Consider the following 13,951-nt stretch of genomic DNA (forward strand, 5'->3'; position numbering starts at 1 on the left):
CTTTTTCTGGTATCTTCGTCGATCCCCCGGTAGTATCTGCCTCTCACTGTTTATCCCATTCTTTCCGCCTTCCGCGCGGGAGCAAAATAACTAAAGAGCCTGCAATCCTTTATGACCCAGACTAATGATGTTACCGCAACTGACGTTGTGGCGGGCGATATCAGCACGGGGCGCGTACTGCGTTCGCCTGCGCTGCTGACCCGCGAATGCCTGGCCGGTGTGATTACCGCGCTGGCCCTGATCCCCGAAGTGATCTCCTTTTCCGTGATTGCCGGTGTCGACCCGAAAGTCAGCCTGGTGGCTTCGGTGGTACTCTGTCTGACCCTGTCGATTCTGGGCGGCCGCCCGGCAATGGTCACGGCTGCCGCCGGTTCCGTGGCGCTGGTCATCGGGCCGATGGTGCATCTGCATGGCGTGGAATATATTCTGCCCGCCGTTGTGCTGGGCGGCATCATCCAGATTCTGTTTGGCCTGGCCGGTCTGGCGCGCATGATGCGTTACATTCCGCGCTCGGTAATGCTGGGGTTCGTGAATGCGCTTGGGGTCCTGATTTTCTTTGCGCAGGTGCCGCACGTCTGGGGTCAGTCACCCCTGGTGTGGATCTTCTTTGCCGTCACCCTGGCTATTGTGCTGCTGCTGCCGCGCCTGATAAAAAGTGTGCCCTCCCCGCTGGTCGCCATTGTAGTGGTGACGGCGGTGGCACTGCTGATGGGCTATCGCATGCCGAACGTGGGTGACGAGGGGCCGATGAGCCCTGGCCTGCCCGGGTTGAATACGCTGCTGGTGCCCCTGAACCTGCAGACGCTGCAGATTATCTGGCCCACGGCACTGAGTATCGCGTTTGTCGGGCTGATGGAGTCGCTGCTGACCGCCAAACTGGTCGATGATCTGACGGATACCCCCTCCAGTAAGCGCCGTGAATCCTGGGGCCTGGGCGTGGCGAATATCCTGGCGGGCTTCTATGGCGGTATTGCGGGCTGTGCGATGATCGGTCAGACCATCGTCAACGTGGAACTGGGTCGGGCACGCAGCCGGGTCTCTACCGTCGCGGCCGCTCTGGTGCTGCTGTTACTGGTGACCGGACTGAGTCAGATTATGGCGCAGATCCCGATGGTGGTTCTGGCGGGCATCATGATGGTCGTCGCGGTGAAAACCGTTAACTGGCACAGCCTGCAGCCCGCCACCCTGAAGCGTATGCCGTGGTCAGAAACGCTGATTATGGTGCTGACGGTGGCGGTCACGGTCTGGACGGGCAATCTGGCGCTGGGTGTGCTTGCGGGGGTGATCCTTGCCATGCTGCTCTTTGCCCGCCGCATTGCGCATGTTATCCATGCAGAGCGTCAGCTGAGCGATGATGGTCAGTCGGTGCGCTATGTCGTGCGCGGCCCGCTCTTCTTCGCCAGCAGCAACGACCTGTTTGAGCATTTCGATTACGCTCACGATCCTAAAAAGGTCACGATCGATTTAACCCATGCGCAGATCTGGGATGCGTCCAGCGTCGCGGCGCTGGATGGCATTGAGTATCGCTATCAAAGATATGGTGCCGAAGTGACGATTGAGGGGCTGGATTCACGCAGTACCGACTTCCATCAGCGTCTGACCGGTAACTTCGGTTAACGTGCGCGGTTCTGCTGCCTCTGCGGCAGCAGAACCTGTTACGCCTGCTGACGCCGCGTCCGGTAGCGGCCGACCATCGTCATGAGAGCCTGATAGATTAATCCCGCATAGAGACTCATCAGAATTGCCAGACCCGGCGCTTTGCCCTGCTCCTGCCATGACATAAACCACATGAACACGCCCCACAAGAGAGAAAAGACCAGCCAGCCGCGGACGAACTTCATTATGCCATTCATAACCACTCCTCTTAATTGATGCGCTACCTTAGCGATCTCTGGTCTGAAACGCATGGTTACCGTGCACAAGTTGCGAAGCATCTCAAATAATCGACAATAACATTGCCGTCTGCTTCACGTCAGGCGTTTTGACGGCGCTTATCTATACTTAACGCTCCGCTTAACCGATCAGGGAATTACGATGAAACGTACTGCTTATCTGTTATCGACGCTGACCATCCTTGCTACGCTGACCGCCTGCGCACCGACCCCACCGCCCAGACATGCCCCGCCGCCGCCGCCGCCAGGCAAAGATGCCCCGCCACCGCCGCCGCCGGGTGGAAAGGCGCCGGTGGGCGCACCCGGTGGCGTCGGTCCGGCAGGCCAGCCTCAGGCCTGATATTAACCAGCTGGCCTGCCCTGCAGGCTGGCTGGTGCCGCCCCCGCACGTGACGTTACCCATTCTGCCGGCAGGCAGCGACGCTATTCCCCTATCCTGCCCCTGTTCCCTCTCATTACCAACGACTGACCCGGCAGCGAAAGCGTTACCTGCTGTCCGCCAGGGTCGGAGAGAGCAAAAACCGGCAAGCCGGACTTTCGGGACAGGGTTATTCAGCTACCCTTAAGTTTCAGGCAGCCTGTTCCGGCGGCACGTAATGGTCAGATTATGCAGAGGTCAACACTATGCCTTCAGGACAATTCTACGTGGTTGATCAACCCGAGCTGAGTTTTACGGCGAATTATCATCTTGATACGGTCAATGACCAACCCTTTCCCTCACGGCTGGTGCTGGAGATCCAGAAGTCGGTTCAGCCCACCGACGCCTTTGCGGCTTTCAGCATCGGACATGAAGTGACGTTTGTGTCATCCAGTGGTGAGGCACAGCGGATGGTGCTGATCAGTGACACGCCGGATGAACTGGTGTTCAGCTCGCGTGGCTGAGTTGGAGCCGAAAAATATTCTGAAGGATATTCTGAAAAATAAGACAGGCACAAAAAAACCGCCCTTATGAGGCGGTCATACGACACTGCTTATCATTGATTTTATTGGTAAATCGATATGGTGCCCGGGGCGGGACTTGAACCCGCACGACCTTACGATCGAGGGATTTTAAATCCCTTGTGTCTACCGATTTCACCACCCGGGCAGGGTGTAACTGGAGGCGCGTCCCGGAGTCGAACCGAGGTACACGGATTTGCAATCCGCTGCATAGCCACTCTGCCAACGCGCCTTAAACTGATGTGCCGCCAGGTTAACCTGACCTGCGAATCTGGAGCGGGAAACGAGACTCGAACTCGCGACCCCGACCTTGGCAAGGTCGTGCTCTACCAACTGAGCTATTCCCGCAATTTTCAGCAATTTCGTCGAACCTGCTGATTTTACTTATCTTCTGACAGACACGCTGCCTTTCGATGCGTTGCATTCTACTGACCTGACGCGATGAGTCAATAAAATTATCCTCACCGCCTGTCCGTTTGCTGCTTTTTAAATCGTATCGATCACGGTTCGAGCAGATCGCCGCGCGCCGCGCTTAAATACTGGAACATTGACCAGAAAGTCAGCACCGCAGCCACATACAACGCGACGACACCCACCGCCACAATGGTGGCATCCGGACGCCACAGCAAGGCAAACAGTGAGAACATCTGAGCCGTGGTTTTGACTTTACCAATCCAGGACACCGATACGCTGCTGCGTTTGCCAATCTCTGCCATCCACTCACGCAGCGCAGAGATAATGATCTCGCGCGCAATCATGGTTGCGGCAGGAAGAGTAATCCACCAGGCGTGGAAATATTCTGCGACCAGCACCAGCGCAATGGCGACCATGACTTTGTCCGCCACCGGATCGAGAAAAGCCCCGAAACGCGTCGTCTGCTTCCAGCGGCGCGCCAGGAAGCCATCAAACCAGTCGGTGATGGCTGCAAAGACAAAAATCAATGCGGTAGCAAGCGGTGCCCAAGTGAACGGCAGATAGAAAGCCAGCACAAAGAACGGGATGAGCACGACTCGAAACAGGGTGAGACACGTCGGAATGTTTAATTGCATATGCCGGTAACTGTCTGGATATAGGTATAATTTAGCCTATGTTCCTACATTGCCCCCCCCGTTTCAATGCTAGTGTTTCAGTGAGTAGTATATTTTTTCTGCCAGCGCATGAGAGATACCCGGCACATTGGCGATCTCCTCCACCGACGCATTCATCAGCGGTTGCAGGCCCCCCATGTACTTGAGCAGTTGCTGACGTCGTTTTGGCCCCACCCCTTCGATACTCTCGAGTGCACTGGTGTTCTTCACTTTCGCCCGTTTTTTACGGTGGCCCGAAATCGCATGATTGTGAGCGTCGTCACGAATGTGCTGGATCACATGCAGCGCAGGCGAATCAGGCGGCAGCGAAACGCCCTCACCTTCTGCTTCAAAGAAGAGCGTCTCCAGTCCGGCTTTACGATCGCTGCCTTTAGCCACGCCGAGCAGAATCGGCCGCGTCTTATCCCAGGGCACGTCCAGTTCCGCAAAGACCTGTATCGCCTGCGCCAGCTGCCCTTTGCCGCCATCAATCAGAATGACATCCGGGATCTTCTCTTCTTCAATGGCTTTGCCATAGCGACGACGCAGCACCTGGTTCATGGCGGCGTAGTCATCGCCCGGCGTAATGCCACTAATGTTGTAGCGGCGATAATCGGCGCGCAGCGGACCGTTCTGGTCAAAGACCACGCAGGAAGCGATGGTCTGCTCACCCATGGTGTGACTGATATCGAAACACTCCATGCGCGTGATCCGGTCAAGCTCAAGGAACTCCGCCAGTGCCATCAGGCGTTGATGAATGGTGGAGTGCTGAGAAAGACGCGTGGTTAACGCGGTCGCGGCATTGGTGCGCGCCAGCTTCAGGTAACGGGCGCGATCGCCGCGCGGCTTGCTCTGAATGTTAACCCGGCGTCCCGCCAGTTCACTCAGAGACTCAGCCAGCAGCTCGCGCTCTGGCAGGGTAAAGTCCAGCAGGATGTCACCTGGCAGGGTGCGAGCCTCGCTGCCCTGCAGATAGAACTGCCCGACAAAGGTCTGCACCACCTCGGCCAGATCGGTATCCACCGGGACTTTCGGGAAGTAGCTGCGGCTACCCAACACTTTACCCTGACGAATAAAGAGCACGTGAAGACAGGCCATACCGGCGTCGTACGCTACGCCCATGACATCGAGGTCATCACCCTGATTCGAGACAAACTGCTTTTCAGTGATCCGCCGCACGGCCTGAATCTGGTCGCGCAGTCGTGCAGCCTCTTCAAAACGCAACCCGGTACTCGCCTCTTCCATGCGTCTGACCAGCTGATTGAGCACCTGATCGTCTTTACCGGCCAGGAACAGGCGCACATAGTCGGTCTGCTGCGCATACTCCTCTTCACTGACCAGCCCGGCCACACAGGGACCCAGGCAGCGGCCTATCTGATATTGCAGACAGGGCCGGGAGCGATTGCGGTAGACGCTGTTTTCGCACTGGCGGATAGGGAACACTTTTTGCAGCAGGCCCAGGGTTTCACGCACCGCGTAGCCATTCGGAAACGGGCCGAAGTATTCGCCTTTGGCATGTTTTGCGCCACGGTGCATCGCCAGACGTGGATGAGTATCGCTGCTGAGGAATATGTAGGGATACGATTTATCATCGCGCAGCAGGACGTTATAGCGCGGCTGATAGAGCTTGATGTAGTTATGCTCAAGCAGCAGCGCTTCGGTTTCGGTATGGGTTACGGTGACATCGATGTGCTGGATATTGCTGACCAGCGCTTCGGTTTTACGGCTGCCGACCTGCGTGCGGAAGTAGCTGGTCAAACGCTTCTTCAGGTCTTTGGCTTTGCCCACATAGATGACGGTGCCTGAGGCGTCATACATGCGGTAAACACCGGGCTTGCTGGTTACCGTACTCAGAAAGGCTCTGGAATCAAAAACGTCATTCACTACTGATTAACGGCTCCGCATTGTAGAGGCCATGTCGAATGGCCAGATGCGTTAACTCGACGTCGCCACTGATATTCAGTTTGCTGAACATCCGATAGCGGTAACTGTTAACGGTTTTAGGACTGAGATTTAACTGCTCGGAAATTTCCGTCACCTTTTGTCCTCGGGTGATCATCAGCATAATCTGCAATTCCCTTTCCGACAAACAGCTGAAGGGAGATTCCGCTTTTTGTGGTTCAATCTGGCTCAGAGCCATCTGCTGGGCGATGTCTGACGCGATGTAGCGCTGGCCGGCATTGACCGAACGAATCGCGTTGATAACTTCCTGTGGCGCGGCCCCTTTACTGAGGTAACCCGCGGCCCCCGCCTGCATGACTTTGGCAGGCAGCGGATTTTCGGTATGGATAGTCAGCATGATAATTTTGATATCAGGGTTGTAGCGCACGATTTTTCGCGTCGCTTCCAGCCCGCCAATACCCGGCATATTCATGTCCATCAGAATGACATCCACCTGATTTGACCGGCACCATTTGGCCGCATCCTCGCCGCAGTTAACCTCTCCGACCACGGCGAGCCCTTTAACATCCTCCAGGATACGACGGATCCCGGCACGGACAAGTTCATGGTCATCAACAAGAAGCACACTGATCAACGGGGAAACTCCAGAGGCTAAAAAGAGGAAGCAATCAGGTAATGTGAGCGGTAATCATACCCGCTTTTGCCCCAAAAGCACATCAACAAAGCAAAACAGTGGACGCATTGCATCATTACCCTCAGCCGGGCGTGGCGCGTCGCATCAGACTTTTCTGCTCATCATCAGCATCGTTGCATATTGATTAAATGCTCTGTATTTCAGAAGATTAACAACCGCGTTCGGTAATCCTGTCTACAACGCATTGCTGTCCGCTCCGGGCCAGTCAATCGTGTGATTACTTTCAGCGATTGATTAGTTGTGCTGGACGAAACAGCCTTTAACGGCAAAGCGGACCGGCACCATCAGCAACTTACCTCCCCTGTGGTATACTCACGCACTGCTGTGCGGACAGATTGCCGACACATTGTCATTCACCAAGGAGAAACTCATGAGCGATGAAGATTTTGCAACTTCCCAGGAAGCCCGGAAATTAGCGGATGAAATCGCGGGGCTGAAGATGATGATCACCCTGATTCTGAAAGGGATGGGTCAGGCTGATGCGGGAAAAGTGATTATTAACATGGAACGCTATGTACAGACGCTGGGCGACAAACCGCAGGCGGAAGTGTTCAGCAATACCATCAAGCAGATTAAAACCGCCTACCGTCAGTAAGCGTGTTGTGTTGCCCCCAGCCGCGGGGGCAATTGACCTAATTATGCGACTGCCAGTTGACCGACACACCCAGCGTCGGCAGCACCTCTTCCGGGCTGAAGCGTCGGGTGCCCCGATACTTCTCTGCCAGCGCAGGCTGAGTCACCGGAATACGGATCGCAAACAGATTATCTTCTGACAGAATCAGGCCGGGTGTGAGCGGCTCATAGACCACCTGATGCTGCTCAAACATCTTCTCCAGCATTGGCGTTGCCGAACTGATGATGTACTCCATGCCGTGCAGTTCCGCCAGCTGTACCGCGTGCCAGAGTATGTTCAGCGGCAGTTCGGCATCCACGTCCAGGCGTGCAGAGAAGCGCGACATTTCCCAGACTTTCTCATGGCTGAAGGGCAGCACGATGCCTTCACTCTGCTCAGGCTCAAACCAGGGCATCAGGCGGGCACAGCCGCAGATCCCTGCACGGGCATTCCATGCGATCAGCCAGGTCACATCTGAACGATCGTAGCGATCATACTCCTGTCCTGGCGTGCTCAGGCGCGGCGGAATAGACCACCCTTCGCCGCGCGCAAAGACGCTGTAACGGTAGCTGCCCAGTTCGGCGAGCAAAGAGGATGGCATATCCTTTAACTGCGTTTGCACTATTTTCATCATGCGCCTCTGACATCCCCATGTTGCAATGATTTTTTGCGCCAGCCTGGCAAAGTTCCGGCGCAGGGTAGACAACTGACCCGTACAAAGAAACTGCCAAAGGTGGCAGTTGTTGATGTTCAAATCAGTCCGATTGCGGCTGCATAACAGGCAATCTGCGTTTTATTGGAAACATTGAAACGCTTTTGCATATTTTTTTGATGAAAGTTAACGGTATGTTCAGAGATGGATAAAATAAGTGAAATCTCGACCGCCGTTTTTCCTTCGGCTGTCCATTTCAGAATTTCCAGCTCGCGCTGACTTAACGCATTTTTCAGTACCATCATCGCATCATCGCTAAAGCGTTCCAGCGTATCCAGGCTTAGTTCCGCTAAAAGGTGGAGTTTCACCTCCAGCTCAGCATGGCAGAGCTGGACAGAAATGGGCTGTTGGGACGATATAGATAATATACCAATGACGCGATTTGGTGCCATTGCAGAGCAAGAAAAACCGCTCTGAAGCCCATATTCCCGCGACTCCCGCCACAGGTTGCCTGCGTCAGCAAACTGCGCCTCCGTCCATGCCATCCCCCTCCCTGGTCGCTGACACAAGCTGAGCACCGGGTCTACCGCGTAATAATTCTGCTTCTCATAGCGCTTAACCCATAATGTGGGATAGGTGCTGTATAAATGAATGCGCGGTCGGGTAAATGGCACCGGGTGCTGAATCAAAAAAGCAAAATAATCGAAGCCTAATGATTCCGTAAAATGTTGCAATAACGCCTTCAATTCAGATGAGGTCGTTAATGCCTGAAATTGTTCTTTCACACTGCTTCGCCAGGCGAAATAATTTTCACTACCCATATTGCCTCAGCATTATTTTCACCCGTCCTTCCGATGCTATTCAATCAGACTCATCAGAGAGTTTAATTTTTCAGAAAAAATGAATATATCGTCAGAGATGAATCCGTTGCCTGATGAAGCGCCTTTTACCTTTCATCGTCATGGCGGAGTGAAAACGTGTCCCTGCCCGGGCAATGTGAGGTTGGTCACGCCATTTTCAATCACACCCTAAGAATAAGATTTTTCTTATAGGATTTCAATGCCTGTCACCTTGTGACATTTTATCGCAAATTTGCAAATGGGGCGGAAATAATAAATAGCGCTACTGCTTATTGAGTAAATAATGAGTAAACAAGACGTTAATTCAATTCGATTAACGCTGCCTCCCCAGGAACCGCCAACATATTTCTCATCAGGAAATAAGATCGGCGTTTTTAAACTTCTCCGGCGCGCACCTGGCTGCCGGATCATCCAGCCGCTGGGAAACGCGGCGAGGCAGGCGGAGAGGCTCGCTGGCCTGCCGCTGCGGGCTCAGGAGCGCAAATGTTGTGCTGCGTTTTTCTGCAGACCTGCGTCAGTTCTGACGCTTAAGTTAACCCGCGGCTCCTGACCACCCTCTATTTTCTTCTGCCATCCGGCGGCTTTTTGCTGTTTATCATCCTGACAGCCTGCAAAAGAAAAGGTCAGGCAAAAACCGCTTCCTGATAAGCCTTACTTATCTCTTCAGCCTGATTTCGATCCCGTTAAAAGCGAAGCGGCTGTTTCGTTAGCAGGCTCACCCTTTATCGTAGTTTAGTTAGCAGAATGACATTGAAGGTAGTCACCGGGTTAAACTATCTGAAAAATAATCCTGCCTGTAAAAAAACAGAGATAACGCCCCAGCGCATTTGTTAATTTTCCCTTCTCATTTAACTTAATTCGGCTGTCTGCATGGTGAAATATTTTCATTCTGTCGCTCAGTGACGAGTATTTGATGAGAGAGGAGAAAAAGGGAATAGCGCATTTATTCGGCGAACAGTTTTACTCTTTAAATAGATGGCACTAAAATCAAATGCCTTAATGTTGTTCTCTCAGCGAATGAATGATTAGCGGCCGGTGCCAGATTCCAGCAGAGAACTGGACTGAATTTTTACAGATAGCCGATCAATTATTAATCAAAGATGGTATTAGTCCTGACTGATGATTTACCGGCAATAGCCCGCGCCCCGCATCCCCAGATGAAAATGTGAAGCGTGTGCCGTGTTGTAATCCGGGCCCAGCGCATTGCCAAACACCTCACATCCCCCCCGCCACAAGGTATGCAGCATGGCCGCTTTTTGCCCGGGCTGCTGCCAGTGACGACTGACCTCAAGCCGCTGACCATCCGCCAGCTGGAAGCCGGTCACATCCCAGGCATCGGCGGTGGCATGTTCACTCAATCGCCCCTGCGCGCGATGATAAATGTTACGGCAGGCGTAGCTGCCAACATGCGTAATCCGTACCAGTGGACTCTGCATATCCCTGGCGGTCTGTTGGCGACTGCGCAGGGCATACATCGTACTGGCAACCGCCATCGGACAGCTCGCCAGAAAGCTGCTGCTGAGGCTCACCGGACCAAATCGCTGAATGCGCAGCGGGTCGCTGAGGGGACAGTTGCCCGTCACTGCCGGTCGTTCGCTGAACGTCACCCAACCGGCCTGCTGAGCGCGGCGCATCACGGCAAGGCAGGCATCGGGATCGCTGGCCAGCCGTTTCATCTTAAGCTGCGTCATCCAGCCCGGAGGATCGGTAACGGCGAGCGGGGTAAAGGGATTGAACTGCGGTGGCAGATGCTGCTTCAGCCATGGCAGACTCATCCAGCCCAGCGCGATTAACAGCAAAAACAGGATAAGCGTGCGCATAACCCCTCTCGCAGCATGATGATTAGCAAACAAAAAGTGTAGAAGCCAGATTCACGCTGCGCTGTGCAACTGACATAACGTGATGAATCCTTACCCTGGCTGACGCAGGATTAACCAGAATGCGCAACGATTGCTCTGGCTGACCATGGCCGGTGTCACATCAGGTAAAAAACTGTTACCGGCTTTGGGGTGACTTCCTCTATCTTATGCCGACCAGCCCTTCGGGTAAGGCTATTCATTATCAGCCAGCAGAGCTGACACAACATCAAGACAGGAAAGAGTATTCTATGGTCGATCAATCTAAAGATGCCCCCTTAACGCAGGAAGGCCCCGACAAGCTACGGCGCAACCTGCACAACCGACACATTCAGCTGATCGCCATCGGCGGCGCTATCGGAACGGGCCTGTTTATGGGTTCAGGTAAAACCATCAGCCTGGCCGGCCCCTCGATCATTTTCGTCTATATGATCATCGGCTTTATGCTGTTCTTTGTCATGCGTGCGATGGGAGAACTGCTGCTCTCCAATCTGGAGTATAAATCGTTCAGCGACTTTGCCGCGGATCTGCTCGGCCCCTGGGCAGGCTACTTTACCGGCTGGACCTACTGGTTCTGTTGGGTGGTCACCGGCATCGCTGACGTGGTGGCCATCAGCGCCTATTTCCAGCTCTGGTTTCCGGGCTTCTCGATCTGGATGAGCGCCCTGCTCTGCGTGGTGGTCTTTCTGGCGCTCAACATTGCGACCGTCAAGCTGTTCGGCGAGATGGAGTTCTGGTTTGCAATTATTAAAATCGTCGCCATTGTCGCGCTGATCGTGACGGGCATTGTGCTGGTCTCCATCCACTACCCCTCTCCGGGCGGCGGTACGGCGGCACTGAGCAACATCTGGGATCATGGCGGACTGTTCCCGAAAGGGCTCAGCGGCTTCTTTGCCGGATTCCAGATTGCGGTGTTCGCCTTTGTCGGGATTGAACTGGTTGGCACGGCGGCGGCAGAGACTCATGATCCGCATAAAGTCCTGCCACGCGCGATTAATGCCATCCCGCTGCGGGTCATTATGTTTTATGTGCTGGCGCTGATGGTCATTATGGCGGTGACGCCATGGACCCAGGTGATGGCCGATCGCAGTCCGTTTGTTGAGATGTTTGTCCTGATTGGCCTGCCCGCTGCCGCGAGTATCGTCAACTTTGTGGTGCTGACCTCAGCAGCCTCCTCTGCGAACAGTGGCATCTTCTCCACCAGCCGGATGCTCTATGGTCTGTCACAGCAGGGGGTTGCCAGCCGCGCCTTTGGCCGGCTCTCAGCCCGCGCCGTCCCGACCACCGGTCTGTTTTTCTCCTGCTTCTGCCTGCTGGCGGGCGTGGCGTTAATCTACCTGATCCCGGATGTGATGACGGTCTTTACTCTGGTAACTACCGTCTCGGCGATTCTGTTTATGTTTGTCTGGACTATCATCCTGTGCAGCTATCTGGCCTATCGCAAAAAGCATCCGCAGCGTCATGCGGAATCCGGCTTTAAAATGCCGCTGGGCAAGCTGATGTGCTGGGTCTGCATGGCCTTCTTTGCCTTTGTGCTGGTGCTGCTGACCCTGCAGGATGATACGCGTCAGGCGCTGATGGTGACGCCACTCTGGTTCGCCCTGCTGGGTGTGGGCTGGTGGCTGCGTCATCGCGGCTCACGCAGTCGCTAGTTCAGCCTGTCAGAGAGGAAGCCCGGTCAGATGACCGGGCTTTTTTACAGGCGTTCGCCCAGCGCAGAAAAGCTGGCGGACAACGAAGGCCGTTCAGAAGGTAAGCGCTGCGGCCGGGGATCGGGCTGCTGAGGCGTGCCGAGACCAAAGGTAAAGGTATACTTTTCCCCTTCGCCCATACGCAGGTCAGCTATCGTCGTCTGCCCATCCTGCTCACGCAGGGCATAAAAACCGTGGCTGAACCAGGCGACGCGTTCTGCATACCAGCTGCCACGAAACCCTTTGTAAAGTTCGGGATGACGCGGATACCACGTCACCTGTAGCGGACGCGAAGGCGACAGTAACGACCAGTAAGCTTCGCCATAACGGTCGCCGGTCAGGATCACGCTGCGCCAGACCAGCGTATTGAACGCCGTTGGCGTCACCAGTACCTTATCGGTCGGAATCCCCTGCCCGGTCAGCGACTGCCGGATCTGCCAGCCTGCCACGCCCTGAATCACCACGCTCCAGACCAGATAAAGCGAGCTCAGCGTTAATCCCAGCCGGTTGCCGCGCAGTCCCCGTTCGCCGCCACGCCAGAGCGCCACAGCCAGCCCTACCAGCAGCGGCAGCGTATAGAGGGGATCGATAATGTAGATGCTGCCAATCGCATAGGGAAAGTCGGTAAGCGGCAGGCCAAGCTGGGTGCCATACACCGTCATCAGGTCGAGCAGCGGGTGCGTGATCAGTGCCAGCCAGATGGCGGGCCACCACGCCCGCCATGCCACCCGTTGACGACACAGCCCCGCCACCAGCCAGGCAACCAGCGGGGAGATCAGCGTGAGCCAGAGCAGCGCATGACTTTCGGTGCGATGCAGCGTCATGTTGCGTATTGCATCGCCATGATCGATAAAGACATCCAGATCGGGCAGGGTGCCGCAGACACCCCCAACCAGTGCCGCCTGCCAGACCGGAACCCGACGCCCCATCACCGCGACGCTGACGGAGGCGCCCAGTACCCACTGCGAAACAGAATCCATAGATTAACTCCGTTACCGAACCGTGAATCTGCGCGGAATCAGCGTACGCGGATGCCTTCAATGATCATGCGCTGAACGTTCTCAACAGTCTGCTCAAAGAACGCGGCGTCGCTGAGGGTCTGTCCGGTCACCGCCTCCACCTGCGTGGCGAAATCGGCATAGTGCTGCGTTGTGGCCCAGAGCATAAAGATCAGATGCTGCGGCTGGACGCCAGCCAGACGCCCTTCATCAATCCAGCGCTCAATTATCGCCGCCTTATCATCCACCAGTTGCTTGAGGTCGCCCGCCAGCTCCCCTTTCAGCAGCGGTGCGCCCTGCAGCATCTCCAGGCAGAACAGCCGGGAGGCCTGAGGATGATCGCGCGACACCTCCAGCTTCAGCCGGATATAGCGCCGGATGGCCATCAGCGGATCCTGATCGTGTGCCAGCGCGCGCAGCGGCGCCAGCCAGACATCCAGAATCTGTTTCAGCACCGCCACATAGAGCGCCTCTTTCGAGGGGAAATAGTAGAGCAGATTGGTTTTGGAAACGTCTGCCAGCTCGGCCACCTTATCGAGGCTGGTGCCATGAATACCAAACTGCGAGAACAGGGTCAGCGCCGCATCCAGTATCGCCGCTCGCTTTGCCGCCACCGCGCGTGAACGACGCGTTGGCTTTTTTTCATCGGTTTTCACTGCCTTACCTCATCCGTCAGGTGTCATCGCATCATAGCAAAGGGATCTCTGGCTGCCTAACCAGCGTGCTGCACCTTTTTTGCTCAGCCTGCATGGAAAACGTGCAGCGAATTTTGACCAAACGGTCTGAA

14 protein-coding genes and 3 tRNA genes are annotated in these 13,951 nt (G+C 55.2%); 5 read left to right on the forward strand and 12 right to left on the reverse strand.

All coding sequences use genetic code 11. From position 1 onward, the window contains the following. Positions 1-111: 111 nt before the first annotated feature. Positions 112-1,617 (forward strand): SulP family inorganic anion transporter, encoded by a 1,506-nt coding sequence (locus tag OJ965_RS14260; RefSeq protein ID WP_140028320.1) that lies wholly within the window; start codon positions 112-114, stop codon positions 1,615-1,617. A gap of 38 nt (positions 1,618-1,655) precedes the next feature. On the opposite strand, the gene OJ965_RS14265 is transcribed toward OJ965_RS14260, so the two are convergent. Further along, positions 1,656-1,853: a DUF6404 family protein gene (locus tag OJ965_RS14265; protein WP_009090969.1), complete on the reverse strand. Its 198-nt coding sequence runs from the start codon at positions 1,851-1,853 to the stop codon at positions 1,656-1,658. 181 nt (positions 1,854-2,034) lie between these two features. Here OJ965_RS14265 and OJ965_RS14270 point away from each other — a divergent pair, with 181 nt between their 5' ends. After that, entirely contained in the window at positions 2,035-2,232 is a 198-nt protein-coding gene (locus OJ965_RS14270) for a hypothetical protein (RefSeq protein ID WP_265136525.1), read from the forward strand. Positions 2,233-2,537: 305 nt separating this feature from the next. Beyond that, entirely contained in the window at positions 2,538-2,774 is a 237-nt protein-coding gene (locus OJ965_RS14275; RefSeq protein ID WP_258195940.1) for a hypothetical protein, read from the forward strand. Between the two features lie 118 nt (positions 2,775-2,892). Here OJ965_RS14275 and OJ965_RS14280 read toward each other — a convergent pair. From OJ965_RS14280 to uvrY, 6 genes are all read right to left on the reverse strand, one after another. Continuing rightward, positions 2,893-2,979 (reverse strand) — tRNA-Leu (locus tag OJ965_RS14280). A 10-nt stretch (positions 2,980-2,989) separates the two neighbouring features. Beyond that, positions 2,990-3,063 (reverse strand) — tRNA-Cys (locus OJ965_RS14285). Between the two features lie 40 nt (positions 3,064-3,103). Then, positions 3,104-3,179, reverse strand: a tRNA-Gly gene (locus OJ965_RS14290). Positions 3,180-3,331: 152 nt separating this feature from the next. Next, positions 3,332-3,880: a CDP-diacylglycerol--glycerol-3-phosphate 3-phosphatidyltransferase gene (gene pgsA, locus OJ965_RS14295; protein WP_009090977.1), complete on the reverse strand. Its 549-nt coding sequence runs from the start codon at positions 3,878-3,880 to the stop codon at positions 3,332-3,334. A 69-nt stretch (positions 3,881-3,949) separates the two neighbouring features. Next, positions 3,950-5,782: an excinuclease ABC subunit UvrC gene (gene uvrC, locus OJ965_RS14300; protein ID WP_111208065.1), complete on the reverse strand. Its 1,833-nt coding sequence runs from the start codon at positions 5,780-5,782 to the stop codon at positions 3,950-3,952. Continuing rightward, complete coding sequence (gene uvrY, locus OJ965_RS14305; protein WP_009090981.1) at positions 5,775-6,434, reverse strand: UvrY/SirA/GacA family response regulator transcription factor; 660 nt, start codon at positions 6,432-6,434, stop codon at positions 5,775-5,777. Before uvrY ends, uvrC begins: the two co-directional genes overlap by 8 nt. A 430-nt stretch (positions 6,435-6,864) precedes the next feature. Between uvrY and OJ965_RS14310 the strand changes: the two genes are divergently transcribed. After that, positions 6,865-7,089, forward strand: a complete 225-nt coding sequence (locus OJ965_RS14310) for a DUF2594 family protein (RefSeq protein ID WP_003849983.1) — start codon at positions 6,865-6,867, stop codon at positions 7,087-7,089. 37 nt (positions 7,090-7,126) lie between these two features. Here OJ965_RS14310 and OJ965_RS14315 read toward each other — a convergent pair whose 3' ends face one another. The 3 genes from OJ965_RS14315 to OJ965_RS14325 form a co-directional block, all read right to left on the reverse strand. Then, positions 7,127-7,738, reverse strand: coding sequence for an acyl-homoserine-lactone synthase (locus OJ965_RS14315; protein WP_033736343.1), 612 nt, complete (start codon positions 7,736-7,738; stop codon positions 7,127-7,129). A 119-nt stretch (positions 7,739-7,857) separates the two neighbouring features. Further along, a complete protein-coding gene (gene sdiA / locus OJ965_RS14320; RefSeq protein WP_265136534.1) occupies positions 7,858-8,580 on the reverse strand; it encodes an autoinducer binding domain-containing protein in 723 nt (240 codons plus the stop codon). Between the two features lie 1,163 nt (positions 8,581-9,743). Continuing rightward, positions 9,744-10,439, reverse strand: coding sequence for an extensin-like domain-containing protein (locus OJ965_RS14325; RefSeq protein WP_154927877.1), 696 nt, complete (start codon positions 10,437-10,439; stop codon positions 9,744-9,746). Positions 10,440-10,726: 287 nt separating this feature from the next. Here OJ965_RS14325 and cycA point away from each other — a divergent pair, with 287 nt between their 5' ends. Further along, positions 10,727-12,127 carry a D-serine/D-alanine/glycine transporter gene (gene cycA, locus OJ965_RS14330; protein ID WP_046101562.1) on the forward strand — a complete coding sequence of 467 codons (1,401 nt, stop codon included), beginning with the start codon at positions 10,727-10,729 and terminating at the stop codon, positions 12,125-12,127. Positions 12,128-12,171: 44 nt separating this feature from the next. Here cycA and OJ965_RS14335 read toward each other — a convergent pair whose 3' ends face one another. Next, positions 12,172-13,146, reverse strand: a complete 975-nt coding sequence (locus OJ965_RS14335; RefSeq protein ID WP_265136537.1) for a metal-dependent hydrolase — start codon at positions 13,144-13,146, stop codon at positions 12,172-12,174. A 38-nt stretch (positions 13,147-13,184) separates the two neighbouring features. Next, on the reverse strand, positions 13,185-13,820 hold the full coding sequence (gene rutR / locus OJ965_RS14340) for an HTH-type transcriptional regulator RutR (RefSeq protein WP_009090993.1): 636 nt from the start codon (positions 13,818-13,820) through the stop codon (positions 13,185-13,187). Between the last annotated feature and the right edge of the window lie 131 nt (positions 13,821-13,951).

The sequence above is a fragment of the Pantoea anthophila genome (assembly GCF_026104315.1).
In the GTDB taxonomy this organism is placed as follows: domain Bacteria; phylum Pseudomonadota; class Gammaproteobacteria; order Enterobacterales; family Enterobacteriaceae; genus Pantoea; species Pantoea anthophila.

Bases quoted from the DNA above. Each gene is read 5' to 3' on its own strand.
- OJ965_RS14270 (WP_265136525.1), top strand. From the start codon at position 2,035: ATGAAACGTACTGCTTATCTGTTATCGACGCTGACCATCCTTGCTACG.
- OJ965_RS14310 (WP_003849983.1), top strand. From the start codon at position 6,865: ATGAGCGATGAAGATTTTGCAACTTCCCAGGAAGCCCGGAAATTAGCG.
- OJ965_RS14265 (WP_009090969.1), bottom strand. From the start codon at position 1,853: ATGAATGGCATAATGAAGTTCGTCCGCGGCTGGCTGGTCTTTTCTCTC.
- cycA (WP_046101562.1), top strand. From the start codon at position 10,727: ATGGTCGATCAATCTAAAGATGCCCCCTTAACGCAGGAAGGCCCCGAC.
- OJ965_RS14335 (WP_265136537.1), bottom strand. From the start codon at position 13,146: ATGGATTCTGTTTCGCAGTGGGTACTGGGCGCCTCCGTCAGCGTCGCG.
- pgsA (WP_009090977.1), bottom strand. From the start codon at position 3,880: ATGCAATTAAACATTCCGACGTGTCTCACCCTGTTTCGAGTCGTGCTC.
- sdiA (WP_265136534.1), bottom strand. From the start codon at position 8,580: ATGGGTAGTGAAAATTATTTCGCCTGGCGAAGCAGTGTGAAAGAACAA.
- OJ965_RS14260 (WP_140028320.1), top strand. From the start codon at position 112: ATGACCCAGACTAATGATGTTACCGCAACTGACGTTGTGGCGGGCGAT.
- OJ965_RS14315 (WP_033736343.1), bottom strand. From the start codon at position 7,738: ATGAAAATAGTGCAAACGCAGTTAAAGGATATGCCATCCTCTTTGCTC.
- OJ965_RS14325 (WP_154927877.1), bottom strand. From the start codon at position 10,439: ATGCGCACGCTTATCCTGTTTTTGCTGTTAATCGCGCTGGGCTGGATG.